Raw genomic sequence first — 25,221 nt, 5'->3', positions numbered from 1 at the left:
GGAGAAGTTTTTACGCCATATATTGCACGAGTATATTTTTTACAAAATTTGATAAAAAAGGTGTATGTTTGACGATTAAACTTGCGATGAATGAGTCGTGAAGTGGCTGTTGAATGATAGACATAGGAACAAGTGCACTCACATATAAAAGTACAAATAAAAGCAAATACACTTCTATAAAACCAAGCGCCCCACCAGCCCAACGGTTTACGCTTTTTAAAATGGGTAGCTGTGCGATGAAGTCTAGCATTGAGCCGATCACTTGCATCACAATTTTTGCAGCGAAAAATAAAACAGCAAACGCAATCGCACGATAGTACGCTTCATCTAAATTTGTGCTTTCAATGAGCAATTTCATCGTTTCCCCATCGCCAAAACTCGGATATGGCACCCATAATTTTAGTCTTGGTGCTAGTTGATCATAATAGTTATATGCAACAATAAACGCGATCAAAAAACCGGTCATATGAATAAATTGCAAAATGAATCCTCGTTTCAATCCAATCAACAGTCCCATGAGAAGGATGAAACAAATAAGCAAATCAATCATCGCTGTCATCATCCTTTTCTTTATTCATCGCTGTCATCATCCTTTTCTTTATTCATCGCTGTCATCATCCTTTTCTTTATTCATTTTTCGCAAAAGGCGTTCGTATTCATCTTTTAGTTTAATATATTCATGAACGATATTGACTGCCGTTAATACAGCGAGTTTACTCGTATCAAGCGTCGGATTTTTGGCACTAATTTCACGCATTTTGTCATCGACAATGGAAGCAACAAGCCGAATATGGCTGGAGCTTTCCGTTCCGACGATCGAATATTGTTGTCCGTATATATCTACCGTAATACGCGTTTTTTTCTGCTCCGCCAAATTATTTCCCCCATTCATCCGATCTCCCGTTCCGGCAAAATTCTACCTTTTATCTTAACATGATTTGTAGATACATGAAAAGATATACGAAAATAAGAGCGGGCATGATCCCGCTCTTACCTAAAACCATTGCTTCAGTTGTTCGCTCGTTCCGTCTTTTTTCGCTACTTGTTTCATATATGTCCAATCCAGCCGCTCTTTATGAAGAAGAACCATTCTTTTTGCCCATTCGCAATCGGATTTCGATTTCCAATGGACACATGCGCGCAGGCGATCTAATATAATGTCTTCAATCCCGATGACATATACATAAAACCCATCCTCTAATCTTAACTCGATCACTTTATCATCATCAGCGTCTTCTAACATATCATTTGGGATTTCCACACTAACAAACAATTCATCATGATACCAATGTCTTCCTGACGGAGTGAAACCAAGTTTAGTGAGCAATTGTCCCGCTTTTTCACGATCACTAACAATTAAATCGATGTCTACGGTCGTGTAATCGCCACGCGTATATATTTCAACCGCAAGCCCGCCAACAATAATCGGACGTATGCGATGTGGCTCCAACAGCTTCGTTAAAATGGCTGTAACTTGAACCATTTTTTCAAACGATGTTTTCGTTCGAAGCGACTGAAGTTTTTCTTTCGCCTCTTTAATCGAATTCATAATACCACACTCGTTCGTTCAAATATTTAATTTTTCCTTCTTGCTCCGCTTTTTTCCATCGTTTTATGCATAATTCATCTAATATACGCATTTCCTCTTTGTCGCGTGGACGTAAACGTACATGTTGCTCTCTTCCATCTTTTAATATATCTCGTTCCACACTTCCTTTGCGTGAAAAAATCCAATCGTTTAGTTCAGACATATTCATTTTTCTCACTTCGTTTCACTCCAACAACTATTTTTTTACATTATATCACAAAAGAGCGGGCATCGACACCCGCTCTTACTTCATAAATGGCCACCAATTCGCCCGTCCAAACGTTTTCACCATCACCGGAATAAATAATGGCAAAACGACAAGGGCGTATAAAAATAACCCTGTTAAAATAATCGTTGCAATTTGCAATAGCGATAATACGCCAGATGGATACATCGCCGCAAACGTTCCACCTAAAATGATGGCAGCAGAAATGATGACTGTTCCCATATGACGCATCGCTTCAAGCATCGCTTCTTGAACGGTTTTGTCACGGTATTCGTTAAAGCGGTCCATTAAGAAAATGCTGTAGTCAATACCGAGCGCCATTAAAATGACGAATGCGAAAAACGGAACAGCCCAGTTTATCCCTTCGTATCCGAGCACATCGACAAACACAAGTTCAGTAAACGCCATCGATGTATAATATGTTAAAATTAGGGATAACATTAAATATACTGGCATAATAAACGAGCGAAGAAGGATGATTAAAATGACCGCAATGCCCGCAAGCATAAATATAGATGTTCGAGCATAATCAGCAGCAGAAATGTCGCGCAAATCGGAATAAATGCTCGTCACGCCTCCAACGCCTACTTTCGCATGCTCAAGTTTTGTGCCATTCACCGCCCGACCAATCGCTTCTTTCACTTCTGCGATTTTTTTCATCGTCGTCGTTTCATACGGGTTGGATGAAAAGACAACATCGAACGTCACGACTTTTCCGTCTTTCGACATATATGCTTCCTTCGCTTGCGCAAATTCCTCGCTCGTCAACAATTGTGGCGGCATATACCATCCCGCCATTTCTTCATCTGGCGCATTCGCTAAGTCAGAAACGTACTGTTTTGCGGACTGTAATCCATTTTCCACTTGTCGCAATCCATCGACGCTTTGATTTAGTCCTGAAATGAGTTGATCCATTTGACCATTGAGTTGCGAAAAACCTGTAAGCAATTGCTGTTGTCCGTCGTTTACTTTCGCTAGCCCGTTTGTCACTTCTGGCAATCGTTGAACAATTTGCCCTTGACCATCCGCTGCTTGCTCTAATCCAGAACGAAGCTTTCCAAGTCCAGAGATCACTTCATCCATTCCAGTAATAAGCGCTTGCTGTCCGTTTGTTATTGTCGCAAATGATTCATTTGCTTGTTGTAAACCACGTTGAACATTTTGTAACGCGTCGTTCACTTGAACAAGTGCATCAGATAACGTATTCATTTGTGCGCTCATCTGTTGAACAGCTTGCTTTACATGTGCATACTCCGCATCTTCACGCAAGCCCGTATGACGCTCTTCAATACGATTCAACGACTGAGAAAGAAGCGGCAACTGTTCAGAAATAGCTTGCAATCCACTTTCAATTTGTTCATATCGTTCACTTAATTGACGCAGTCCACCGGTTGCTTGCTCATATCCTTTTCGCAATTCATCCGCTCCATCATGCAGCTTTTTCATATTCGTTTGTATCGTTTGCAATCCTTTTTCAAGATCAGCAGCTCCGATCGCTCCGCTTCGCACCCCATCTTCGAGCTGCTTCAATGCTTGTTGTAAATCAGTCATTCCCGTTTTCAATTTTGACGTTCCGTTGACGAGCTCGCGAATACCTCCGGTCGCTTGCTCTAGCTTCGGAGCTGACTTTGCCATTTCGCTGCTCGCTTCACTTAAACCGGAACGAATTTGTCCGATGCCGTCCGCTCCTTTTCCAAGTCCATCTTTTAACTGTTCCGCTTGCTTTGTCACAAACAATTGATCAATCGGCTCTCCAAGCGGACGCGTCACCGAGCGAACAGCGTTCACACCATCAATGTTTGCTACTTCGCGACTAATTTTTTCAATCAAGTAGTAATATTGTTCATCATCCATCGCTTCATCATTTTTCATGACGATTTTCGTCGGCATCGCTTCCCCTTCACTAAAGTGGGCTGAAATGATGTTAAATGCTTTAACAGACGCGTAACGATCTCCGATTTCCGCCATCGAATTAAAAGAAAGTTTGCCATCGTACGTCAATAAAATCGGCAATGTGATGATCGCGACAATTGCAAGCGCCCATAGCGGACGAGCGAAAGAAAAACGACCTGCCACATCCCATAATTTGCTCGGTTTATGTTCAAGAGCTCCTTTCATCGGCCAAAACAGCTTTTCACCAAGTGTAGCCATAAAAAACGGCACAAGCGTAACAAGCGCGACAAGCAACACAACGACACCGACCGCTACGGCTGATGCAGACTGATACAGTTTAAACGTCGATAAGCCGATGGACGCAAATCCGATCATGACCGCCAATCCGCTGAAAATAACCGTCTTTCCAGCCGTCTTATACGTCGCGATAATCGCTTCTGTTCGGTCTTCTCGTTTCGCTAATTCTTCTTTAAAGCGGCTTAACAATAAAATACAATAATCCGTTCCAATCCCGAACAAAACGGCAACTAAAAATGTTTGCGTAAACGTAGAAAGCGGAAAGTCCACTCGATCGACAAGAAAAGCAACAACAGATTGCGATACGATATACGTCAATCCAACCGTCAGCAACGGCACAAACGGAGCAACGAGCGAACGAAATACAAGAAATAAAACAATTAAAATAAACACGACCGTAATGCCTTCTGTTTTTTTCAATCCTTCTTGTGAACTTTGTACGACATCTTCATCGATCATCCAACTGCCTGTATAATAGTGCGGTACATCAATATTCTCGATCACATCATAAAGCGCTGTGCTTATTTCTTTTGCGGTGCGTTTGTTTCGTTCTAATTGAAGCGAAATGAGTACCGTTGTTTCATCTTTTGAAACGAGCTTTTCTTTGAGCGAGCTGTCATCAAGTGGCGAAACAATTTGTATTAAACCGAGCGATTCTTTTTTCGCTTGTAGTTGTTCAATAGCCTTCTCAATTTCATTCCAATCCTTTTCTTGCAATCTTTCTTTGCGATGAAAGACGAGGACGGCGCTCATTTCCCCTTCCTTATTTTCTTGCTTTTGTACTTCTTTTAATAACTCGCTAGCAAGCGAAGACGAATAGCCGTCTGGGACGGTAATTTGCCCTTTTTCACGCACAAGTTGTGCCACATTCGGAGCAGTCATAACGAGCACGACAGTGGCGACAACCCACGCGAGTAAAACGACCCATTTTCCGCGAATAATCGTTTTCATTTTTTCTCCTCCATTTCTTGTAAAATCATTGCTAGCTTCTCATACGTTTGAATAAACTGTTCAATTTCTTCATGTGAAAGCTTTGTCATCATTGTTTCAACAAGTTCATATACTTTTCGTTCTGTTTCAACGAGCCACATCTTTCCTTTTTCTGTCAGTGTAAGAGAAATGACGCGACGATCGTCTTCATCTTTGCCACGTGCAATCATTCCTTTTTCAACAAGACGGTTTGTCATCGCCGTAATCGCACTTTTATTTACCGCAAACACGTCCGCCAATTCCGTCGATGTGCACACCCCACGCTTATATATGTAGCGCAATACATAATATTGATCGTGCGTAATATCGTCTAATTCACACTTCATCAACGCAGCCCCTCGTTTATTGACAAGAAACGAAACGGATAAATATCGCTCAATAAATTGTTGTATGCTTCGCTCCATCGGTCAATGCCTCCCATCCATATAGTTCAATTGTTTAACTATTTAACAATATAACGATGAAACACGAAATGGTCAATGACGAAGTGATGTGTGGTATAATATTGAAAAAAGTGAGGGATACGCGATGAATCCACAATCATCCAAACTGTATACGTATGCCGATTATGTTCAATGGGACGGGCGTTGGGAGCTCATTGACGGGAAAGCTTACAACACGAGCCCTTCACCAACATGGGAGCATCAATTTGCTGTCATGGAACTATCGTTTGCGTTTCGTTCGCATTTTCAAAATAAAAATTGCTACGTTGCCATAGCTCCGTTTGATGTTCGTCTCTCCGAAAGCGACGACTACACGTATGCAAAACATGTCGTACAACCAGATATTTCTGTTATTTGCAACAAAAACAGCTTAACAACAAACGGCTGTTTAGGCGCACCGACACTCATTGTCGAAGTTCTTTCTCCATCTACAGCTTTAAAAGACCGAAATGAAAAATTTAAGCTATACGAGCAGTTTAACGTGCAAGAATATTGGATTGTTGATCCTTTGTATAGAACAGTTGAAGTATTTGGATTAGAGGATGGTTTTTTTAAAAAAAGAGAGGCATTTGGAGAAAACGACACAATCACGTCCTTTATATTTACAAACTTTTCTCTCGAAGCGAAGCAATTATTTTTTCAATAAAAAAGGCTGCCAATAACCGCATAACAAGCGAATTGGGCAGCCTTTTTCTTTTTATCATTTAAGCCGCGACGTCGCGTTTTTGGAACATCCACCATGTCACCGCATTAAAAACAGAACGAGCTTTAAAAATTTGATAACCAACTCGTAGTGCTAGTTGAGAATTAATCTCTTCCATTGATATGGTTTGAGGTGTTAAAAAATCTTAATATTATGAAAATGGACAAGGGAGCTAGGTGTACAACATATGCGTGTTATTTATCTTTCGCTACGAAAAATCCCGTCATCCCCACAGTAAAGCTTGGTGCCAAACTCCAAAGGAAAAATCCCCACCTGTTTGTCAATAAGGAAATGACTAAGAAAATCAACGGCACGAACAACATTACTCCTATGGCAATTTTCTGATATCGATTCATTCGGCTTCCTCCCTTCCCCTCCATGCCCTTATTGACCGTTCCTCCCCTTTGGAGAGTGTTGGTCAAGGGCGAATCCGATGCCATCACCCTTTTTAAATACCTTAAAAAGGAATGTAAAAAGGTCTTTTCATAGATTTTTTGACACTACCGAGCGAAAAAAGATTAGGCAATTTCGTTTCCTCCCGTCATTTCTAGAAATCTTTCTTCCAACGATTTCGCGAGCACATGAATGCCGTATACGTTGATTCCTTCCGCGACAAGCATAGCATTTAGCCGAGGAATATCTTTATAATCGAGCGTCACTTCCAATCCTTGTTCGACGAGGCGAACATCGAGATGCGGATCGTGCGCTTTCACCATTTGCGCCGCCTTCTCCTTCGGCCCGACGATAAACAGCACCTTCTCCGTTTGTTGCGACAGCTCTTGTACCGATTCGATCGTCACAAGCTTGCCATGCTGAATGATCACAAAGCGGTCGCACATCATCTCCATTTCTGATAGAAGATGGCTCGATACGACGACTGCCAATCTTTCCTCCCTTGCTAGCTTGCGCAAATAGTCGCGAATTTCACGAATGCCGGCCGGGTCCAGTCCGTTTGTTGGTTCATCCAAAATAAGAACAGACGGGCGGTGAAACGGTATTGGATCTTGGTACAACTTGCGTATGTGTACAGCATGTTCAAGTCGAACAGCAATGTTTCGGATGGGCTCGATCTCCTGCGCAAGCGAAAAGGACATTGCCTCGTGGAGTTCATTTACAGCGCAGCGAAACAAAATATTCCCCTTGATACCGTGAAAAAACAGATCCACGTTGCATAAGGGGTGCCCTGTTTGTTCCTTTTTTAAATAGTAATTATTGTAACAAAAATCGCTCAACTACAGTTATTATTATAAAAAATACTCAACTACAGTTGACTTCATTTATAAAGAAAGTGATCATTGACATCCCCCAAACAACGTTGAATTTCTGATGACTGCATGTATGCAATCAACGGTCAGATGGCAAGCAGTGTGATCAAGAAATCAAGCTTTTCATTCGCCCTCGTAATTTGTACAGACCAAAACCGATAACGGCTCCACTCATGTTCAAAATGATATCATCAACATCGAGGCTTCTTTCACTAGGGTATTCAGCAAATTTTCCATCCATCAACGCTGTCATAAATTGAACGGATTCAATACCGCTCGAAACCAGCAAGGCAAGGAGAAGAAACGGTTTGATACGTGCAAAATAGGGATGAATCAAAGGAACAAAGATGCCCAACGGAAGCAACAGAAAGATGTTTCCCCAAATATTCACAGGAGTAATACTTGTTTCCAAAATCGTTTTAAACGGGATTAAATTATAATGGGGAAACACCTGTTCCTCTGGCGGCAGCACTGGTTGGGTCATAAAGCGCCAATAAGGAATATATAAAACCGTATAATACAAAACAAAAAACAAGTAAACATAAAAGCAAGCGTGAATCACCATATTCAACCCAATCCATTGCCGCACTTTGGACACACTCCAGCATACAAACACAAAGATGGGCAATAGATTGAGACAAATATGAATGAACACAATCCAAACCGATATGCCAGGAAAATTTCCATAGACATGATCCCAAGTCTTGAGACAAGCTACCATGACAAAAGGAATAATCGTGATGGTTTTTCGAATCATTTACCGCTTCAGCTCCTTTATTCTTTGCTTGTATTCCCTTTTTAGTTCCTTGTAACCGTCTTCGACTGAAATATTTTTATTTACCTGAATCCGTGATGGATTGACATCGACTTTGACTTTTTTGCTGGTTTTATGGATGTGTGATCCACCATTCCCTTTTTATGTTTAAAACAGATGTCATCTTCACTCTCAGAAATGAAATAAATATCTTTTTTAGGTATATAAACCAAAGAAAAAACAAAAAAGGACAGAGGGTTAGGATGAGTACAGAATTGCGAACAATCGTTCGTTATGCTCCTTCTCTCCATTTTATGTAAATGTTCAGTAGGGGCTCGCTATAGCCACTCCTTCGCGTCAGTTTCATCCAGATCTGTCGTGATCGGCGGACGAGTCGACCTGCCATCGTGATCACCGTCTGAATGATCGTCTTGATGCGGCGGCGTTTCACTTTATGATGTAATGGATGTCTCGGATCGCTTAATAGATCTTGTCCAATCAGGCGAAGAAGGTTGTACACGAATGCTCCCATGACTAACACGAGCGCATTCGTTTTCATCTTCCCTGATGGAAGTCGCTCTAAATCTAAGTCGCTTTTCAGTTCGCTATGAAACTGTTCGCATGTCGCATGATCGTGATACAATGCGAGCACATCACTCATTCGAACATGCTCGTATCCTTCGAGGCGCACCCAGTAGCTTTCGACTTCGTAATCAGGAACGAGCATCAGCTGTCCATTTCGTTCCATCGTTCGTTCCGTCACTTGGGTGACTTGAACGTACGTATACGTGTGTCCATCGATTGCTGCTGTCTGTGGAAGGCATAACTCATACGTTTGTACTCCTTCTGTTTGTCCATCATCGACGCGTCTGCCCTTTTGCGAAGCGATCTGGAACCAAAGCGCTTTCGATTCTCGGCGTAAGTTTCGCTTGATGACAAAGTCCACGTCTTCCTTTAGACATACGTGCACATTCGCTTCCGCATCGTTTCCTGCATCCATGCGGACAAGCAGACGAGACGAGGTCAGCGGACGAGCTCGACGGATAGCGGTAGTTAAAAACGAAGGCATGTTGTCTTGTACATGTTGTTTCCCTGGACGCAGCTCGGCATGAACGATATACCCTTCCTTCCCTGCGTACGCAAACAACGGCGTAAAACCGTCAAATCCTTTATACGTTCGACTCACTCCTTCTTTCTTCGTATCGGAGTTGTCAAATGGGGAAGCATCTATATCAAGGGGAAGCCATGTCGTTTTCCCTTTCGCCCAACAAGGGGACAAGGTAGCGTGTTGTCGAACCAACAGACGCATCGATTCCTCCCAAATGATTGCTTCGGTCATCGGAAGACAAGCGAGCTGATCGAGACGCTGTCGCAACGTTGGGGAGGAAGGCACGTGCTGAATCCCCATCGATGCCGAAAAGATATCGTCCTGACGATACGCTTCGATATGATCGAAATCCGTTTTTCCTGTGGCAAGCAAGCCAATCATCGAGCGAATGACATCGCTATGGGAAATGTGCACATCTCGACGAACCGTTGGGAGCCGAAGGGCGTTTACTCGTTTATCCAGCTTCGTTTGGTGCAGTAAGTAGCCCACGAGAGCAAGCCCAGCACTTGGAGTAATCGCTTCATCTGTCAATACAAACCGAATCGGGAAATCTTTCATCACATTCACCTACTTGATGAAGAATCGTCAACGTCGTTTTCCCTTATCATATCAACGGTTTGCGACCATTGTAAAGATGTTTTGTCACGGATTCAGGATTTAGTATAATAGGAAAATATTCCCTTTCTAGTTCGTGGAAAATAGAGAGTTGTTCCAGAGTCATTGATTCTTTAATATAAGGTCCTTGTTTTCCATAATAAAATACATTTTTTACATCTATTCCTGGATATAAGTTTTCATAGGCACGAATAGTGTCTGAATCATAGTATGCAGGAAAATTTCCACCAAATGTATTTCCCCCATTATAGATTATTGATAAAGCATAGTCCTTTCCCATAGCATATCTTATAACTTCCCAAGCCAAATTCTTTTTCTCAGATTGATTAGATAATGCGATATTATGAACTTCAATACTAGCAACTTCTGGTTTATTACTATAATAAGGAGCTGGATAAATTCTAAATTCGAACTTAGCTGGATTAAATCCTAGTCCTAGATCTGCCCTTGCTTTTTTATACAACCATTGAAGTTCGTGAGGATAAGTGATTCTCATTGCCACTTTACCTGTAAAAAAAGCTCTGTCTTCAGCCATATTACGTACTCCATATTTTTGATGCATTGTTATAAACCATTTAAACCATTTCCCCCAAGACGGATGGTTATAGATCTCTTCCTTCTCCTGAAGTGGAAGCTCAAGTGGAGTGGTTAGAAGTTGAAAGTCCATAAATAATCCTTCTTCTCCTCCAGGACCAAATGAGATAGCATAAATTTTTCTGTTATGTGGATTTAGGTTCTTCCGATTAATTTTTTCAGCTATATATTCCAATTCTCCCCAAGATACTGTTTCTTCTGGAATAGGCACCTTCAAAGTCTTGAAAATGTCAAGATTAACAACTAATAGCTTTGTAGAAAAAGTTGGGGAAAGAAAATAGTAATGTCCATTCCCAGCCTTTTTGGCAATATCTAAAACCGGACTGTATAAATTTTTAACATCTATTCCACTCTGTCCAACCATAAATGTATCCAATTCAGCTAACAGATTTTTTTTAATCAATTTTTCAAAATAAGAGGTTGGCACCCCTGCAATTAAATCAATCTCTTGGTCCTTAAGTTTTTTTTCAATAGCGCTATGTATTTTAGACCAAAGGTGCTTATAATCATGTTTAATAGTATCATCCCAAATATAATCAAGTTGAATTTTGATGCCTTTTGCTTTTTCAAACTCCTTAGCAAACACTTCATACTTATCCCAATCACTTTTTAAGAATATTGCCATTTTTACATGCTCTTCTTGCCTTGAACAAGAAACGAGAAAGAAGGTCGTGAATAATGCTAAGAAAATATAATATACTCTCATATATTTTCTCACTCCCTCTAGCAATGTTCATATATCAAGGTTTCTTGGCGTCTCAGGGGGTGTCAAAAAAATTTTTTCCGACAAAAACCCATACACACATTTTCATTTTTGTTGATATCTAACCGTCTATGGTGCGCTTCGTGTTCGCTTATAGATATTTTGTAGGTTTATATGTATACGTTACACCTTGGATCGCTGCGTTTCTGATGAGTACAAACCCTCCCATGTCTCTGGGCATCCACGCGCCAACATTCCTTCGTTCGGTCTCTTCACCAGGCAGAGGCCGACTAAGATCCTATAGGAACTCAAAGTCGAATATGAAATCGTGTGCCAGCTTCTCCGTGTCATCCACCCGGTTGTTCAGACCGTTCTTTTCACGAAAGGAGGCGGCTCTAGGCTGCCTAGGCTTGGAGTGGAGAAAAGATATCTCGCATCATTCATTCCCCATTAAACGCTTGCTGTTTCACGCAAACCGCGTATAGAACCTTCCATAGCTTTACTGCATAACACCACGATCGATTGCTTCTTACGCAACGGGTTGATGGGGCGTATCATATAGTACTGGTGTGAGGCCCGGAACGCTTCGTTATAAGCAAATCAATGGCATCATCATCCGAAAGAGAAGGGGGCGCAGCCATTTTCGTCCTCGTTTCGAGATTCGCTTCTGTCCTTCCGATTTCCGATAACAGCTCCATGATCGTCGCCTCTCCTAGTCCCGGAATCGTTTAGAGCCATTCGTATTCGACGGTCGTTTGCACAAGGGCCGTCAACTCTTCGGTCAAAGCAGTGATCTCTTGTTCCAATTGGCGATACCGGCGGACGAGCGTGGCGATTTCGATACGAGCCATCGGTTTTCCTTCCGTGATCCCAATCGCATAGTGTGAAACCTCTATCAGCTTTTGAATTTTCGGTTTTTGCGGACATTTGAGTCCTTCTCTTTGACGATACCGCTCCATGAACCCTTCGACCGTCTGATCAGCGATATCTACCGGAAATGGCGTGTTCTCTAATATCGCTAATACCATTTTGCCAAACGACGGGAACACCTGTACAAACTCAGGAAAATAGCGATCGAGCCAATGAATCATTTGATTGTAGATGATATTCCGTTCCTTGAACAGCGACTCTCGAAACGTGCTTCCTGTCCGTAATTCCACTTTCACCTCTTGGAAAATGCGGAGATAGCTAAAGCATCCATCTTTGATTAGTCTGGCGATAACGAGGGCATCTTTGGCATCGTGCTTCGTTTGGTAAGTTGTCGTCGAGCTCTTTCGACCGTTTGACGTGCATCAGGTTGACCATCACCAATGGGATCTTTCCTCGAGGAAATAGGCGAGGTGCAACCAGTTATGCCCGGTCGGTTCCATACCGACGATGATCTCCGTCTTGCCAAATTCTCTTTTGCTTCTTCAATCGACACGTAGAATTGTTCGAATCCAATTCGCGATTGGAACACAGGAAACGGCTTTTTCAGTTCTCTTCCTCGTTCATCCACCATCGCTGCGTAGTGTTTGTGTTTGGCAATATCCATTCCAATTACTAAAATTTGTTCTGTCACTTGTTCAATTTTGCGATTTTGTGTACAATTCATCTCGTAGTCTTCCTTGGTCTGATGTTGGTGTTTGGTGTACCCCTACATTTATATTAAGGGGCTTTTTTCTTTCAAGTCCCTGAAAACCTTTCTAACAGGAATGCTCCTAAAAGAAAGGGACATGATCTCAATTCATAGTAGCTAGTACTTAATCTATCTTTCTAGTCAGAGATCATGCCCCTTTATTTCCAAACTATTCATATAAAACATAGGCTCCGCAAAAGCAAAAAATATTTAATAATAAAACTTTCCAGAGGCTGTTTGAGGAGTACTCTCGTTATATGCATTTCTTAAATACGCTTTCTTTTTCCCATTATAACCATTCAAGTCATTTCCTGTATCAATAGAACCAGCCCCATACTTCCAACTTACTTTTAAAACGGTTCCGTCTGTTGAACGAATTTGATAACCGACTCCGCAAGCACTGTTACTATAATACGGAGCTTGAGTTCCAATAAATCTTGCTTTGCCATCAAGTTCAAATGTTTGTCCGTATCCACCACCAAGATAAACCCCATAATCAAAGTAGTTAGAGGCATAATTGTAAGTAGCAGCATCTACTAGACTTACACTTCCCATTAAGAGTGCGCAACTTAATGCTCCTCCAGCTAAAAACTTTTTGACTTTTTTCATCTTGGATTTCTCCTCCCTTACAAATATTTTTCCTATTCAACCTGATTATACCTCCACTTCCCCCCCTTTCACCGCCAACATGGTGTCGAACCCCGCCATTTTTTTGTCGGATACCGACACGAAATGGCGGACTTCAAAAAGAAAATGCCCTCACCGATCCGGTGAAGGCATTCACAACATATGATGCTCTGGAATGAGCCCTAATTTTTTTGCTTTTTCCACCGCTTCTATTCGGGAAGATACATGCAACTTTATGAAGATGCGTGACAAGCGTCTTTCCACGTAACTATTCACCCCGATAGTAGTATGTAAAGAAGCGCAACACAAATAGGGCATCCCCGTAATAGAAAATGCCCTAAGTGGTAGAAAGAACACGATCGAGCGTGTCGCCTGTCAACAGAAGACATAACGAATCCCACACGTTTTTTTCGTGTTTCGTCAGTGTGGAAACGATACTTCTTGTGATACAAAAAGACTGGGCGAATGTTTCTTCGCGAAATGTACCCGAAATGTTCTCTTTCACTTTGACCATGCGAAGATCGCGTTCGGCTTGGTTGTTGTCAAAGGGAACATGCACTTCACGTAAGAAACGCAACGCTTCTTCCTTTCGTTTCTGAAGCCGTCGAACAAAAGCGAGTGCTTTTTTCGGAAGAGGCGTCGCCGTTTCCAATCGGTGTTGTGCTCTTTCTAGGATGCGATCATACACTCGTTCCCATCGTTTCGCTTCTTCTTCGGAAAGCGCACCGTGATGAGCTTCGACGGCCTGTTTGGCGGCTAACAGAAACGTCGTCATGCGCGATGCCCATATATGCCCTTGTTCGATGAAACCCTTCAATTCACGCAAATGATGGGCGTGACAAAGGGCATGGATGGCTTGTGTGTATTTCGTATACGTAACGAACCCATCGTGCATCATCGTCCCTTGATATCGCGGAAGAATCCCGATGTCATCGGTCGCTTTCTTTCCATGAGAAACGTGAGGAGCCAAGTACGTATATTTCGATGTACACGCGACATGCACCCATGCGAGTTTTCCATTGATGCGCAAACTCGTTTCATCGACATGCAGGATGTTGGATTCAAGTAAGGCGTCTTCGATGACGTCCATATTTGATTCCAGCGCTTCGCGTCCTCGTTTCACCATATTGGCAAGAGTTCCCGTACTAATCGAGTGTTGATATAACGCTTCGATTGTATCACTTAAACGCTTGTACGGGATCAATTGGATATGATGTAAATAAACAACGAGCGCAGTAAGGCGTGGACCGTATTGCACATGATTCGTGACATGGGATGGGAATTCGGCTTGTTGCACGCATCGACAATGCGGACACGATTTCACTTCACGTTCATGTTGTGTCACCTCGATCGCCACAGGAGGGACATCAAACACTTGACGGATATCGACTTTGAACGGTTTGACGTCACGCAAAGAAACCCCACATCCTTGACACGTATGCACACGGTGGACGACACGATGATGTGGATGTTCCACTTGACGGAGCGTCGTTCCTTGATGTCCTTCTTGTCCGCCTGGCTTGTTGCCAGATGGTTGACGAGAAGAACGTGTGTTGGCAAAACGGTCAGAAGATGGGGGCAAATGGCTATTAGAGCTGTTTTTTTTCGTGCGTGCTTCCAGCTCTTGAACACGGTACTTCAGTTGTTCATTTTCTTTGCGTAGTTGTTTGTTTTCGTGACGCAAATGTTCATTTTCTTGAACGAGTTGATGAATGAGCTGTTTTTGTTGTTGAACTTTGCCGATTAAGCTTTCAACTGTAAATACAGCTTGTTGTACCGTCAACATGCGATTCACCTCCTTGTCTATCAGTATTCACATCATAGACAAGGAAAGAAGAAAATATTCAGCTCACTTTATGATGTGGCTGAATAGTTACCTTTCCACTGTCCGTTGACTAATATGATATTTTTTAGCAATATCTTTATTACTGTAGATGAGCAAATTCGCTAACATAAATTTACAACCAAACAAAAAAGGAGACATGAACCCGATTCCTTGGTTAAAATAGATGTGCCACAACTATCCACAAGGAGGTTCATGTCTCATGAATAGATTAGCACATCATCAAGGAATCCACAAGTTTTTCATAACGTTAGGGTTGGCGCTTTATTTCTCGAAACCTGTGATGAAGCATCTCGTTCATATCGTGGATGCGATGATTACAAAGGGCTTTTCGGGAACACTGACCGATCTACATCACGGGAGTTTTCATCCGAACCATCGCACGACACTGAGCCATTTTTTCACGAAAAGCCCATGGGAGGAAGAGACGCTGCTTCGCAAACTCCAGCAGTGGGTGCTTCATCGTGTCGAACGCAGCTCGAAACGAGAGAATCAACCCATTTTTGTTTCGATCGATGATACGATTTGCCAAAAAACGAAGCCCTCGTCACGGGCAACACACGCCATTCAAGGGTGTGATTGGCACTATTGTCACGCAGAGAAAAAATCGATTTGGGGACATTCTCTCGTTTGGCTCATGGTTCATACGATGACTCAAGCGTTTCCTTTTGCCTTTCGCCTCTACGACAAGACGGCGGGGAAAAGCAAAGGGGAACTCGCGATCGAGATGCTTTCTTCGTTGGATGTGAGTCGCCCCGTTTATGTGCTCATGGACTCTTGGTATCCATCGAAAACCCTCGTGGGAGCCTGCTTGAAAAAAGGGTTCCACGTCATCGCGATGCTGAAGACGAATCGGATTCTCTATCCAAAAGGGACGGCCATTCAAGCAAAGGAATTTGCCAAATCTATGGAGCCACGGGATACCCGCCTCGTCACGGTGGGAAAAGAGCGTTATCGGGTGTATCGCTACGAAGGTGCTCTGAACGGTCTCAAGGATGCCGTGGTGCTGCTCGCATGGAAAGCCGATCAGCCGATGACGCCGAAACATCTTCATTGCGTCTTGAGCACCGATCGCGAGCTAAGCGATGAAGAGATCTTGCGCTACTATGCTGCACGTTGGTCGATCGAATGTTTTTTCCGTCAAGCGAAAGACCAGCTGAAACTCGATGGATACCGCGTTCGCGGGCGTCGGGCGGTGAAACGGTATTGGATCTTGGTGCAACTTGCGTATATGTACAGCATGTTCGAGTCGAACAGTGATTTTTCGGATGGGCTCGATCTCCTGCGCAAGAGAAAAGGACATAGCCTCGTGGAGTTCATTTACCGTGCAGCGAAACAAAATATTCCCATTGATACCGTGAAAAAACAGCTCCACGTGGCATAAGGGGTACCCTGTTTGTCTCTTTTTAAATGGTAATTATTGTAACGAAAATTGCTCAACTACAGTTTATTACATAAGCCGTTGGCAACTTCCATCAGTAACTCTAGCTCGCTATGACCTAGTACAGCTGGTTGTTCGTCCCCTTCCACCTTTTCCTTTACTCCACAACAATATAGCTGATATAGCACGTGTACAGGAATGACTGCTTCATCTCGTAAGGCACAACGAATCGCTGTGACTAATTGCTCGCTTGATGCGGTTTTGCTAACAAAACCGGTAATGCCGAATTCAACGAAATAATTTAAAAAGGGAACAACATCATATCCGGTATAGATGACAATTTTCGCAGTTGGCTGTTTTTCGAGAATTCGTTTACTCAATTCGATACCGCTCATATCCGACATACACCAGTCAAGTAAACATATATCATACGCACGTTGCTCGATCATTTGTTCTGCTTCGCTCGCAGATGTCGTAATGTCTACTTGAAAATCTCCTTCACGTTCAAGCACATTTCTCGTACCTTCGCAAACAAGGAGATGATCGTCGACGATTAAAATGTGAATCATTCCATCAATTTCTCCTTTCCGTACGTTTATAATGGAATGGTTACCGTTATCTCTAATCCAGATCCATGCGATGACGCGATTTTGCATGTTCCACCTAATCCTTGCACACGCTCTTTTATTCCAAATAATCCTAAATTACCATGATGATCATTTAATTTTTCCATCTCTATTCCTACTCCATCGTCCACATAACGAGGTTGAACAGCCTCATCTTGCGCATCGAATACGAGTTGGATCGTTGATGCTTGAGAATGTTTTACGGCGTTGTTTAACAATTCTTGTATGATCCGATACATCGCCAGTTCCTGTTCTTCTCCTAATTTAGCTTGTATGTGAACATTCCACTTTACTTTTATATTCGTACGTAAATGAAATCGGTCAATAAGCTGCGAGATTGCTTGTTTTAGTCCCATCTGACTCAAAAACGGCGGTCTTAATTCATGACATATTTCTCTTGTTACATCAATGATATCGAGGATCTCCTCGTCGATATCGTTTAGCTGTTTTTGTATATCTTCCACGCATAGAGGTTGAACAAGCAAGTTTTCCACTTTTCGTCTTAACAAAATTAAATCTTGAAGCAATGTATCATGCAAATCGATCGCCAGTTTTTTTCTTTCCCTTTCTGACCATTGGAACATCAACCGAGTAAACAAAATCGAATGTTCTTTCTCTTTTAATCGATCTAACTCTTTCAATAGATCCTCCACTTTTAACATGTTTTCGATCGTCATGCTTGTATAATAAACAATGGTAGATAGCCAATCTTTTTGCTCGGTGCGAAATGAAAGAGGATGTTTCTTTTTCCCTACTAGCCATAAAGGTGTTTGACGAAATGAACCGATAAACATGACAAATAAGGAGCGATGTTCCATTACGCGACCGATCGAAAGTGGGGCACCATTTATTTTTTTGACGATATTCGCCCAATATGCTTCATTGTACTCAAAAGGAAGCGGTTCGTCTATGGACTGAATCACCTTTATTTTTTCCACGTCCAAAATTTCTTGCAATTCCTTTTCCAAACAATACATGGCTCCTTCTACTGTACGCTGTTTTTTCAGTTGTTCACTTATGCGATACAAACTCTCTTCATAAAAATGTTTTTGCATACGTAATTTTGTCCGCCATTTGCGGTCTAACCATTCTTTTATGTAAAAAGTAGCAAGGACGATGATGTAAACGATAGAAAATAAAACAACAAGTTCAGCCCATTTGCTAGAGTGATGGATCCATTGATTGTACACAATCATTATAAAAAAAGATGGGAATAATGCGAACAAACCGAGATACTTCAACCGCCCGATGGAAAATGGCAGTTGAAACAGTTGATCTGTTGCCATTAAATAAAAGAAAACGGTCGGTAAGGCGAAAAGAAAGATAACCGTTAATTCCGCTGGCAATATCCATTTTTTCATTACTAGCATAGGAAGACTATAAAAGAAAAGAAACGGGATCGTCGATAAACTAATTGCCAATACAATTCCTTTTATCGTATGTTGCAGTTCATCCCCCCTAAGCTTTCTCCACCCTTTCCCTAGCGAAGTAAAAACAGATGACATGTTGATAAAATATGCGAGCAATAGCGCGTTTGTCTCATCGATGGAATGAAACGGTGCCGTAAGCGAAACAAAAACTAACAAAATATTTAATCCATAAAGAAGAAAGACACTTGTTTTCGCAAACCACACTTTTTTCTCTTTCTCAAAATATTCATAAACAAAATGTAAAAAGACGGTAGGTAAAGCTAAAAATGTACCGTTAAACACTTGTCTTCCAATCGGTTCATATTTTGCTGATAGGCTGGCGCTCACATAACAAAGCCCCATCAACAATAACAAATAAATAAGCACAGTCGCTGATTTACCATGCGGTCGCAACTGAAGCAAAAAAATGCTAAAACGGATGGTAAATAAAAAGAAGACCGTCGGTAAAAGGATGTAATATACCCATTGTGCAACCCCATGCGACTTCATATCCACTCTCAACGTTTGAACTTGATTCCATCGTTGAATGGTTATCGTTTTTGCTTGTTCGATGACGTGATATTTTTCGACAGTAAAGTGGGAGAGTGGATGTTTTCCATTTATCTTTAATACTCGGTCATTCGGTCGAATGCCATGTTGCTTCGCCCAGCCGAACTCGTAAACACCGCTTACAACAACATCACCATTTTTCTTTTCAACTACATCAATGCCGAACAAGGGGTACGTTACATTTAAAATGGTTAAATATACTGCCACAACAAAAGCACCAATGATTACGATAACTTCTCGGTTCATCGCCATGATTTATCTCCAATATCCAAGCGGTCTAGTCGATTCGCTAAACACCTTTATCACCGCTTTTACCTCTAACTCACTTAAACCGATCAGGCTCACCGTACCATTTTGTAATTTTTCGATGACTTCCGGATGTTCTACTAAAAAGCGAATGATTTGTTGCATCACAATCTCCCTCCAACATTCTCAAATAAATGTTTTCAGCGCAGATTTATACGCATCATCTACATCTAGTTTTTCGATTTCTTGCAAAGCCTTTTCCTTGTAAATCTGGCTCATCACTTTTGCATAGTAAAACGCTCCTTCCTGTTCCATTTGCTGAAGCGCTTTTTCTTTTTGGACATACATCCTATCGTAGTCTATATCGTTGTTGAAATACTGCTTCCATAAGTTATCGTTCTTGCTTTCTAGCATATACAAAATCGGAAGCGACTTTTTCTTTGCTTGAATATCAGCTTTTTTATCCCAGTTGTATAGCGCATCAAGATCATTGTCGATTTGTGCTGCAATACCGATGTAGCGAGCATATGTTTCAAGCGTTGCGATGTCCTCTTTTCCTGCTAATAATGCTCCGATTACACAAGCCATCGCAACAAGAGAGCCTGATTTTTTCTCTACCATTTTTATATATTCTGCTTCTGTTTGTACGTCACACGCCACATCGAGCTGTTGTCCGTGTACACTTTGCAACAAGCAAGACGTAACATATGACAGTGCCTTTAATTTTTTATTACTAGGAATCGGTACATTCGCAATCGCTTGCTGGCCAAGCAGCAAGAACCCGATCGCAATATGAAGAGGAATAGCTGTATCCTCGAAACGATCTTGATCGACTACATCATCAAGTAAATCGCCAGCAAGCACGATCAATTCAATAGCCGCTGCGATATATGTTGAGTGATTTCCTTGTGTCGAAAACAAGTCATAATGCAAGTAAGCCAACCGTCCAAACAACAAATCGCTCTCTTTCATATGTTGCTCGATTGCCATCAACATGTGTGCTTTCAGTTGCGGTTCCGACATAAATTGTTCCACGATTTCCTTTATTTTTTTCGCTATTTTTTCTTTTTCACTCATCCTATCGCACCTTACACAAATATTTACAAATAGGGAATGTTCGACAAGTTCAATAAAATTCCTTCCTGAAAAATAAAAAGACTTGTCGAAGATTGTGACAAGTCTTTTGCTTTGCTATCACTTACTACCCAATAGAACGATTAGCATTGCAATAAAACTCTATACTTGTTGAAATCGTATATGTTGCACCATTATAGGAATATTTTCCTGACACAGTAATGACATATGTGCGCCCACTGTCAATTAATTCCACACTATATCCTGTCTGTGTCCACGTCCCACTGCCGGATGCTTTTGAGGAAATCGATTTAACTCCCGAAAACAGTTGCCTTTTATGAACATCACTATACTGAGTTTCAAAAGTTCCTGTCACATACAAAGTTTGAACTGTTTGTCCAACTTGGATCGTGGTTGTTTTCGTCTTTGATGCAATCGATTGAGGAGTAACCGCCCCCGATTCTTTTATCCCTTTTTGATTCGAAGTTGCCAATGAATCTTTTCCTATGCCAAATAAAATTCCTCCAACAAGCATTACCGCTACTGCTATGTTTACAAATTGACGAATCATCTTAAAAATTCTTCCTTTCGTTTTAATAGTTTGATTATACTTCACTTTTTTTCCATTCTTCACCGCCAACTTATGTTGGAACCCCGCCTTCTTTTGGCGGTGTGCACGCCAATTTTGGCTGACTAGATAAAAAACGCCCCCACCCATCCGACAAGGACATAAAAACCCCCATCCAATGCCCGTGCATCAGATGGGGGTTTCGTTTTACCCACGCAATGTAGCGCCGAATTGTTGTTCGACCGCTTTGATGACTTGTTCGTGAACGTTTGTGACTTCTTCGTCCGTCAATGTCCGCTCTGGGTCATAGTAACGGAGCGAGAAGGCGATCGATTTTTTGCCTTCTGGAAGGCGATCGCCTTTGTAAACGTCGAAAATCGATACGTCTTTCAACAGTTCACCGCCTGCTTCAATAATTGCTCGCTCGAGGTCACCTGCTACAATATGCTCGTCAACGACAAGAGCAATGTCCCGCGTAATGGATGGGAAGCGTGGAATCGCTGTATAGCGAATGTCATCTACTTCCTCTTTTAATAACGCTTCAAGATCTAGCTCAAATACATATGTTTCTTTTAAATCAAATTGTTTTTGCACGTTCGGATGTAGCTGACCGACAAAACCGATTGTCTTATGATCTAATAAAATTTCTGCTGTACGCCCTGGATGAAGGTGCTCGCGTTTTGCTTGCTTGTATGCAATGCGGTTCTCTAATCCTAGCAACGCAAACAAGCCATCTACAATGCCTTTGACAACATAAAAATCAACTGCTTTTTTCTCTCCTTGCCATAAATGAGCGTGCCATACACCTGTCAAAACGCCTGCGAGACGCTCTTTTTCGCTCGGCAGTTCATGTTCACCGTTAGCTAAGTATACCGAGCCGATTTCGTATAATGCTACGTTTTCGACTTGGCGGGCGCGGTTATAGCTTGCTGCTTCCAATAAGTGCGGCACTAAGCTTTGGCGCAAGACGCTGCGCTCTTCGCTCATCGGAAGAGCAAGACGGATCGGTTGCGCCGTTTCAAGCGCAAACATCGTCGCTTTTGCTTCGTTTGTGAGCGAGTACGTAATCGCTTGGAATAATCCCGCATCTTCTACATAACGGCGCACGTGGCGACGCTTTGCTTGATATGGTGTGAGTTTCCCTGGCTTTGCTTCCCCGATCGGCAATGTCGCTGGCAAATGGTCGTATCCGTATAAACGCGCTACTTCTTCGATGATGTCTTCTTCAATTGTAATATCTGCACGACGTGACGGAATAGTAATCATAAACGTGCCGTCATGTTCCGTAAATGTAAATTGCAAGTTCGTTAAAATGCCTGCGACTTCTTCTTTCGTAATTGTTGTGCCAAGCACGCGATTGATACGATCTAACGTAATCGTAACGACGACTTCTTTTTTTGTCAGTGTGTTGACTTCCACAACGCCGCCAACGACTTCTCCGCCAGCATATTCCGCCATCAACGCCGCTGCACGATCAAGCGCTTCTTTCGTGCGCGCAGGATCAATGCCTTTTTCAAACCGTGTGCTCGACTCACTGCGCAATCCATGATCTTTGACCGCTTGGCGAATCGTCGCTCCGTTAAAATATGCTGCTTCAATAAATACGTTTACTGTTTCATCACATACTTCCGAATTGGCACCGCCCATCACACCAGCTAAAGCGACAGGCTCTTTCCCGTTCGTAATGACAAGATGATCTTCTGTCAACGTGCGCTCTACATCATCAAGCGTCACGATTGTTTCACCGGCTTTTGCACGGCGAACGACAATTTCGTTTGAGCCGAGGCGATCGTAGTCAAACGCATGAAGCGGCTGACCGTATTCAAGTAAAATGTAGTTCGTAATATCGACGACATTGTTGTGCGGTCGAATGCCAGCCGCCATTAAACGCGCTTGCATCCAAAGCGGCGATGGGCCAATTTTTACGTTTTTCACGATGCGCCCTGCATATAAAGGATTATCTTCTTGTGCATCGACGCGAACAGAAATATAATCATGAACATTTTCATTGTTTTCGTGAAGTTCGATGGTCGGAAGCTTCACGCTTCTTCCTAAAATCGCTGCCACTTCATAAGCGACGCCAATCATGCTTAAACAATCGGCACGGTTTGGTGTTAAACTAAGTTCTAACACTTCGTCATCCAAGTAAAGGAGTTGTAGCGCATCCGCTCCGACCGGTGCATCGCTTGGGAAAACGAAAATGCCGTCGGCGTATTCTTTCGGCACTAATTTTGACTCCACGCCAAGCTCTTGCAACGAACAAATCATGCCGTTCGATTCTTCACCGCGCAGTTTTGCGCGTTTAATTTTAAAGTTGCCAGGCAATACGGCACCAACTTTAGCAACGGCAACCTTTTGTCCTTTTGCGACGTTCGGTGCCCCGCAAATAATTTGCACTGGCTCCCCTTCCCCGATATCGACTAAACATTTGCTTAATTTATCAGCGTTCGGATGTTGTTCGCGCTCAATTACATGTCCGATGACAACACCTTGTATTCCTTTATTGCGCACCTCAACGCTTTCTACTTCAATCCCTGCTTTCGTAATGCGGTCGGCTAATTGTTTTGCCGTAATGCCTGTTAAATCCACATATTCCTGTAGCCATTTATATGAAACGAACATCGCCAACCCCTCCTTTTACACCCGACGAAATTGTTGCAAGAAACGAAGATCGTTTTGGTAAAAATGGCGAATATCATCAATGCCATATTTGAGCATTGCGATACGCTCTGGACCCATACCAAACGCAAAGCCTGTATATTTTTTCGAATCAAATCCTGCCATTTCAAGTACGTTCGGATGGACCATCCCTGCCCCTAAAATTTCAATCCAACCTGTTCCTTTACATACGTTACAGCCGTGCCCGCCGCAATTAAAACATGATACGTCGACTTCAACAGACGGTTCGGTAAATGGGAAGAAGCTTGGTCGGAAGCGAATGTCGCGATCTTCGCCAAACATTTTGCGGGCAAATTCACGCAACGTTCCTTTTAAGTCGCTCATGCGAATGTTTTCGTCCACCACGAGCCCTTCAATTTGCGTAAATTGATGGGAATGCGTTGCATCGTCGTTGTCACGGCGGTACACTTTTCCCGGACAAATGATTTTTACCGGACCGCGCCCTTGATGTTTTTCCATTGTGCGCGCTTGCACCGGAGACGTATGTGTACGTAATAAAATTTCCTCTGTAATATAAAATGAATCTTGCATATCGCGCGCCGGATGACCTTTTGGCAAATTGAGCGCTTCAAAGTTGTAGTAATCTTGCTCTACTTCTGGACCTTCAGCAATCGTATATCCCATGCCGATAAACAAATCTTCAATTTCTTCAATAACGAGCGTGAGCGGATGATGATTGCCGCGTCTGATCGGGCGACCCGGAAGTGTCACATCAATCGCTTCAGATGCCAATTTTTTCTCTACTTCTTCTTGTTCAAGCGTTGCTTGCTTTGCTTCAAGTGCTGTTTGAATCGCTTCGCGCACGTCGTTGACAAGCGCTCCCATGAGCGGGCGCTCTTCAGGCGACAATGCCCCCATCCCGCGCAGCACTTCTGTAATGGGGCTTTTTTTTCCAAGATACGCCACACGTACGTCATTGAGCGCTTTTAAATCGTTTGCTTGTTCAATTTTTTCAAGCGCTTCTTGTTGAAGCTGTTGTAACCGCTCCTTCATATGGAAATCCCTCCTTGTTATGTATAAAAAATAAAAAACTCGCCCCTTAAGTAAGGGACGAGTGCACTCGCGGTACCACCCTTGTTAGCTATGTCGTTCGCATAGCTCACTTCATTCAGATAACGGTTTACACCGGAACGCCTTTACATTTTGCATGCGCAAAATGGTCCAAGCGCCAACTCCCGAGGTGAATTCACTTGCTTCCACCATAAAAACGCTCGCAGTCTATGGCGTTTTCTCCCTGAATGGCGATCGGCAAGCTACTCTTCTCGATCATCGTTTTTTGTATGATGAAATTCTTCATTTATTATAAGCAAATGGGGAATAACGTGCAAGGTTGCGTTTATTTTTGTTTGAGTCAAGACTTTGTGGGAGATTTTTTTCTCGACCGATTTTTTTTGGTTATAT

General features: G+C 42.4%; 21 protein-coding genes, 4 pseudogenes and 1 other annotated feature. Of the genes and pseudogenes, 3 read left to right on the top strand and 22 right to left on the bottom strand.

What is annotated here, in order from left to right:
* Nucleotides 1-10: 10 nt before the first annotated feature.
* The 6 genes from NSS60_RS03635 to NSS60_RS03610 form a co-directional block, all read right to left on the bottom strand.
* Nucleotides 11-550 carry a CvpA family protein gene (locus NSS60_RS03635; RefSeq protein WP_004889132.1) on the bottom strand — a complete coding sequence of 180 codons (540 nt, stop codon included), beginning with the start codon at nt 548-550 and terminating at the stop codon, nt 11-13.
* A 48-nt stretch (nt 551-598) separates the two neighbouring features.
* A complete protein-coding gene (gene zapA / locus NSS60_RS03630; RefSeq protein WP_004889131.1) occupies nt 599-874 on the bottom strand; it encodes a cell division protein ZapA in 276 nt (91 codons plus the stop codon).
* Nucleotides 875-994: 120 nt separating this feature from the next.
* Nucleotides 995-1,549, bottom strand: coding sequence for a DUF6036 family nucleotidyltransferase (locus NSS60_RS03625; protein WP_064221054.1), 555 nt, complete (start codon nt 1,547-1,549; stop codon nt 995-997).
* Nucleotides 1,536-1,757 carry a hypothetical protein gene (locus NSS60_RS03620; RefSeq protein ID WP_194947686.1) on the bottom strand — a complete coding sequence of 74 codons (222 nt, stop codon included), beginning with the start codon at nt 1,755-1,757 and terminating at the stop codon, nt 1,536-1,538. The genes NSS60_RS03625 and NSS60_RS03620 overlap by 14 nt, the downstream gene beginning before the upstream one ends.
* Before the next feature lie 75 nt (nt 1,758-1,832).
* On the bottom strand, nt 1,833-4,955 hold the full coding sequence (locus NSS60_RS03615; protein WP_340720649.1) for an MMPL/RND family transporter: 3,123 nt from the start codon (nt 4,953-4,955) through the stop codon (nt 1,833-1,835).
* Nucleotides 4,952-5,398, bottom strand: coding sequence for a MarR family winged helix-turn-helix transcriptional regulator (locus NSS60_RS03610; RefSeq protein WP_004889127.1), 447 nt, complete (start codon nt 5,396-5,398; stop codon nt 4,952-4,954). Before NSS60_RS03610 ends, NSS60_RS03615 begins: the two co-directional genes overlap by 4 nt.
* A 124-nt stretch (nt 5,399-5,522) precedes the next feature.
* Here NSS60_RS03610 and NSS60_RS03605 point away from each other — a divergent pair, with 124 nt between their 5' ends.
* Complete coding sequence (locus NSS60_RS03605; protein WP_004889126.1) at nt 5,523-6,083, top strand: Uma2 family endonuclease; 561 nt, start codon at nt 5,523-5,525, stop codon at nt 6,081-6,083.
* Between the two features lie 251 nt (nt 6,084-6,334).
* Here NSS60_RS03605 and NSS60_RS03600 read toward each other — a convergent pair whose 3' ends face one another.
* Together NSS60_RS03600 and NSS60_RS14965 are read right to left on the bottom strand one after the other, a co-directional pair.
* Nucleotides 6,335-6,496 carry a hypothetical protein gene (locus NSS60_RS03600; protein WP_164875862.1) on the bottom strand — a complete coding sequence of 54 codons (162 nt, stop codon included), beginning with the start codon at nt 6,494-6,496 and terminating at the stop codon, nt 6,335-6,337.
* Between the two features lie 162 nt (nt 6,497-6,658).
* A complete protein-coding gene (locus NSS60_RS14965) occupies nt 6,659-7,108 on the bottom strand; it encodes a hypothetical protein (protein ID WP_004889125.1) in 450 nt (149 codons plus the stop codon).
* A gap of 9 nt (nt 7,109-7,117) precedes the next feature.
* Between NSS60_RS14965 and NSS60_RS03595 the strand changes: the two are divergent.
* Nucleotides 7,118-7,315: pseudogene (locus NSS60_RS03595) on the top strand (IS701 family transposase); the annotation flags it as partial.
* A gap of 196 nt (nt 7,316-7,511) precedes the next feature.
* On the opposite strand, the gene NSS60_RS03590 reads toward NSS60_RS03595, so the two are convergent.
* From NSS60_RS03590 to tnpC, 7 genes and pseudogenes are all read right to left on the bottom strand, one after another.
* Complete coding sequence (locus NSS60_RS03590; RefSeq protein ID WP_231106971.1) at nt 7,512-7,994, bottom strand: VanZ family protein; 483 nt, start codon at nt 7,992-7,994, stop codon at nt 7,512-7,514.
* 457 nt (nt 7,995-8,451) lie between these two features.
* On the bottom strand, nt 8,452-9,825 hold the full coding sequence (locus tag NSS60_RS03585; RefSeq protein WP_088223330.1) for an IS1380 family transposase: 1,374 nt from the start codon (nt 9,823-9,825) through the stop codon (nt 8,452-8,454).
* 46 nt (nt 9,826-9,871) lie between these two features.
* A complete protein-coding gene (locus NSS60_RS03580; RefSeq protein WP_340720648.1) occupies nt 9,872-11,182 on the bottom strand; it encodes an ABC transporter substrate-binding protein in 1,311 nt (436 codons plus the stop codon).
* Nucleotides 11,183-11,619: 437 nt separating this feature from the next.
* Nucleotides 11,620-12,773: pseudogene (locus tag NSS60_RS03575) on the bottom strand (IS110 family transposase).
* A gap of 234 nt (nt 12,774-13,007) precedes the next feature.
* Complete coding sequence (locus tag NSS60_RS03570; protein ID WP_004889120.1) at nt 13,008-13,406, bottom strand: hypothetical protein; 399 nt, start codon at nt 13,404-13,406, stop codon at nt 13,008-13,010.
* A 171-nt stretch (nt 13,407-13,577) separates the two neighbouring features.
* Nucleotides 13,578-13,688, bottom strand: a pseudogene (locus NSS60_RS03565) (DNA-binding response regulator); the annotation flags it as partial.
* A gap of 73 nt (nt 13,689-13,761) precedes the next feature.
* Entirely contained in the window at nt 13,762-15,210 is a 1,449-nt protein-coding gene (gene tnpC / locus NSS60_RS03560; RefSeq protein ID WP_340720647.1) for an IS66 family transposase, read from the bottom strand.
* Nucleotides 15,211-15,469: 259 nt separating this feature from the next.
* Between tnpC and NSS60_RS03555 the strand changes: the two genes are divergently transcribed.
* Nucleotides 15,470-16,651 carry an IS701 family transposase gene (locus NSS60_RS03555; RefSeq protein WP_088223288.1) on the top strand — a complete coding sequence of 394 codons (1,182 nt, stop codon included), beginning with the start codon at nt 15,470-15,472 and terminating at the stop codon, nt 16,649-16,651.
* A gap of 169 nt (nt 16,652-16,820) precedes the next feature.
* Here NSS60_RS03555 and NSS60_RS03550 read toward each other — a convergent pair.
* The 7 genes and pseudogenes from NSS60_RS03550 to pheS form a co-directional block, all read right to left on the bottom strand.
* Nucleotides 16,821-17,217 (bottom strand): annotated as a pseudogene (locus NSS60_RS03550) (response regulator); the annotation flags it as partial.
* A 26-nt stretch (nt 17,218-17,243) separates the two neighbouring features.
* Complete coding sequence (locus NSS60_RS03545; protein ID WP_340720645.1) at nt 17,244-19,505, bottom strand: ATP-binding protein; 2,262 nt, start codon at nt 19,503-19,505, stop codon at nt 17,244-17,246.
* A gap of 3 nt (nt 19,506-19,508) precedes the next feature.
* On the bottom strand, nt 19,509-19,664 hold the full coding sequence (comX, locus tag NSS60_RS03540; protein ID WP_004889116.1) for a competence pheromone ComX: 156 nt from the start codon (nt 19,662-19,664) through the stop codon (nt 19,509-19,511).
* Between the two features lie 21 nt (nt 19,665-19,685).
* On the bottom strand, nt 19,686-20,576 hold the full coding sequence (locus tag NSS60_RS03535) for a polyprenyl synthetase family protein (protein WP_004889114.1): 891 nt from the start codon (nt 20,574-20,576) through the stop codon (nt 19,686-19,688).
* Nucleotides 20,577-20,700: 124 nt separating this feature from the next.
* A complete protein-coding gene (locus tag NSS60_RS03530; protein ID WP_231110079.1) occupies nt 20,701-21,144 on the bottom strand; it encodes a hypothetical protein in 444 nt (147 codons plus the stop codon).
* A gap of 204 nt (nt 21,145-21,348) precedes the next feature.
* Complete coding sequence (gene pheT, locus NSS60_RS03525; RefSeq protein WP_340720644.1) at nt 21,349-23,763, bottom strand: phenylalanine--tRNA ligase subunit beta; 2,415 nt, start codon at nt 23,761-23,763, stop codon at nt 21,349-21,351.
* A gap of 15 nt (nt 23,764-23,778) precedes the next feature.
* Nucleotides 23,779-24,813 (bottom strand): phenylalanine--tRNA ligase subunit alpha, encoded by a 1,035-nt coding sequence (gene pheS, locus NSS60_RS03520; protein WP_004889110.1) that lies wholly within the window; start codon nt 24,811-24,813, stop codon nt 23,779-23,781.
* A gap of 50 nt (nt 24,814-24,863) precedes the next feature.
* Nucleotides 24,864-25,099 (bottom strand) — a binding site (T-box leader).
* Nucleotides 25,100-25,221: the final 122 nt, after the last annotated feature.

Source organism: Anoxybacillus sp. FSL W8-0382, from assembly GCF_038003845.1.
Lineage (GTDB): Bacteria > Bacillota > Bacilli > Bacillales > Anoxybacillaceae > Anoxybacillus > Anoxybacillus flavithermus_G.
This window is presented reverse-complemented; position numbering and strand designations above follow the sequence as displayed.

Bases quoted from the DNA above. Each gene is read 5' to 3' on its own strand.
- NSS60_RS03635 (WP_004889132.1), bottom strand. From the start codon at position 550: ATGATTGATTTGCTTATTTGTTTCATCCTTCTCATGGGACTGTTGATT.
- NSS60_RS03625 (WP_064221054.1), bottom strand. From the start codon at position 1,549: ATGAATTCGATTAAAGAGGCGAAAGAAAAACTTCAGTCGCTTCGAACG.
- NSS60_RS03620 (WP_194947686.1), bottom strand. From the start codon at position 1,757: ATGAATATGTCTGAACTAAACGATTGGATTTTTTCACGCAAAGGAAGT.
- NSS60_RS03615 (WP_340720649.1), bottom strand. From the start codon at position 4,955: ATGAAAACGATTATTCGCGGAAAATGGGTCGTTTTACTCGCGTGGGTT.
- NSS60_RS03610 (WP_004889127.1), bottom strand. From the start codon at position 5,398: ATGGAGCGAAGCATACAACAATTTATTGAGCGATATTTATCCGTTTCG.
- NSS60_RS03605 (WP_004889126.1), top strand. From the start codon at position 5,523: ATGAATCCACAATCATCCAAACTGTATACGTATGCCGATTATGTTCAA.
- NSS60_RS03600 (WP_164875862.1), bottom strand. From the start codon at position 6,496: ATGAATCGATATCAGAAAATTGCCATAGGAGTAATGTTGTTCGTGCCG.
- NSS60_RS03585 (WP_088223330.1), bottom strand. From the start codon at position 9,825: ATGAAAGATTTCCCGATTCGGTTTGTATTGACAGATGAAGCGATTACT.
- NSS60_RS03580 (WP_340720648.1), bottom strand. From the start codon at position 11,182: ATGAGAGTATATTATATTTTCTTAGCATTATTCACGACCTTCTTTCTC.
- NSS60_RS03570 (WP_004889120.1), bottom strand. From the start codon at position 13,406: ATGAAAAAAGTCAAAAAGTTTTTAGCTGGAGGAGCATTAAGTTGCGCA.
- tnpC (WP_340720647.1), bottom strand. From the start codon at position 15,210: ATGTTGACGGTACAACAAGCTGTATTTACAGTTGAAAGCTTAATCGGC.
- NSS60_RS03555 (WP_088223288.1), top strand. From the start codon at position 15,470: ATGAATAGATTAGCACATCATCAAGGAATCCACAAGTTTTTCATAACG.
- NSS60_RS03545 (WP_340720645.1), bottom strand. From the start codon at position 19,505: ATGGCGATGAACCGAGAAGTTATCGTAATCATTGGTGCTTTTGTTGTG.
- comX (WP_004889116.1), bottom strand. From the start codon at position 19,664: ATGCAACAAATCATTCGCTTTTTAGTAGAACATCCGGAAGTCATCGAA.
- NSS60_RS03535 (WP_004889114.1), bottom strand. From the start codon at position 20,576: ATGAGTGAAAAAGAAAAAATAGCGAAAAAAATAAAGGAAATCGTGGAA.
- NSS60_RS03530 (WP_231110079.1), bottom strand. From the start codon at position 21,144: ATGATTCGTCAATTTGTAAACATAGCAGTAGCGGTAATGCTTGTTGGA.
- pheT (WP_340720644.1), bottom strand. From the start codon at position 23,763: ATGTTCGTTTCATATAAATGGCTACAGGAATATGTGGATTTAACAGGC.
- pheS (WP_004889110.1), bottom strand. From the start codon at position 24,813: ATGAAGGAGCGGTTACAACAGCTTCAACAAGAAGCGCTTGAAAAAATT.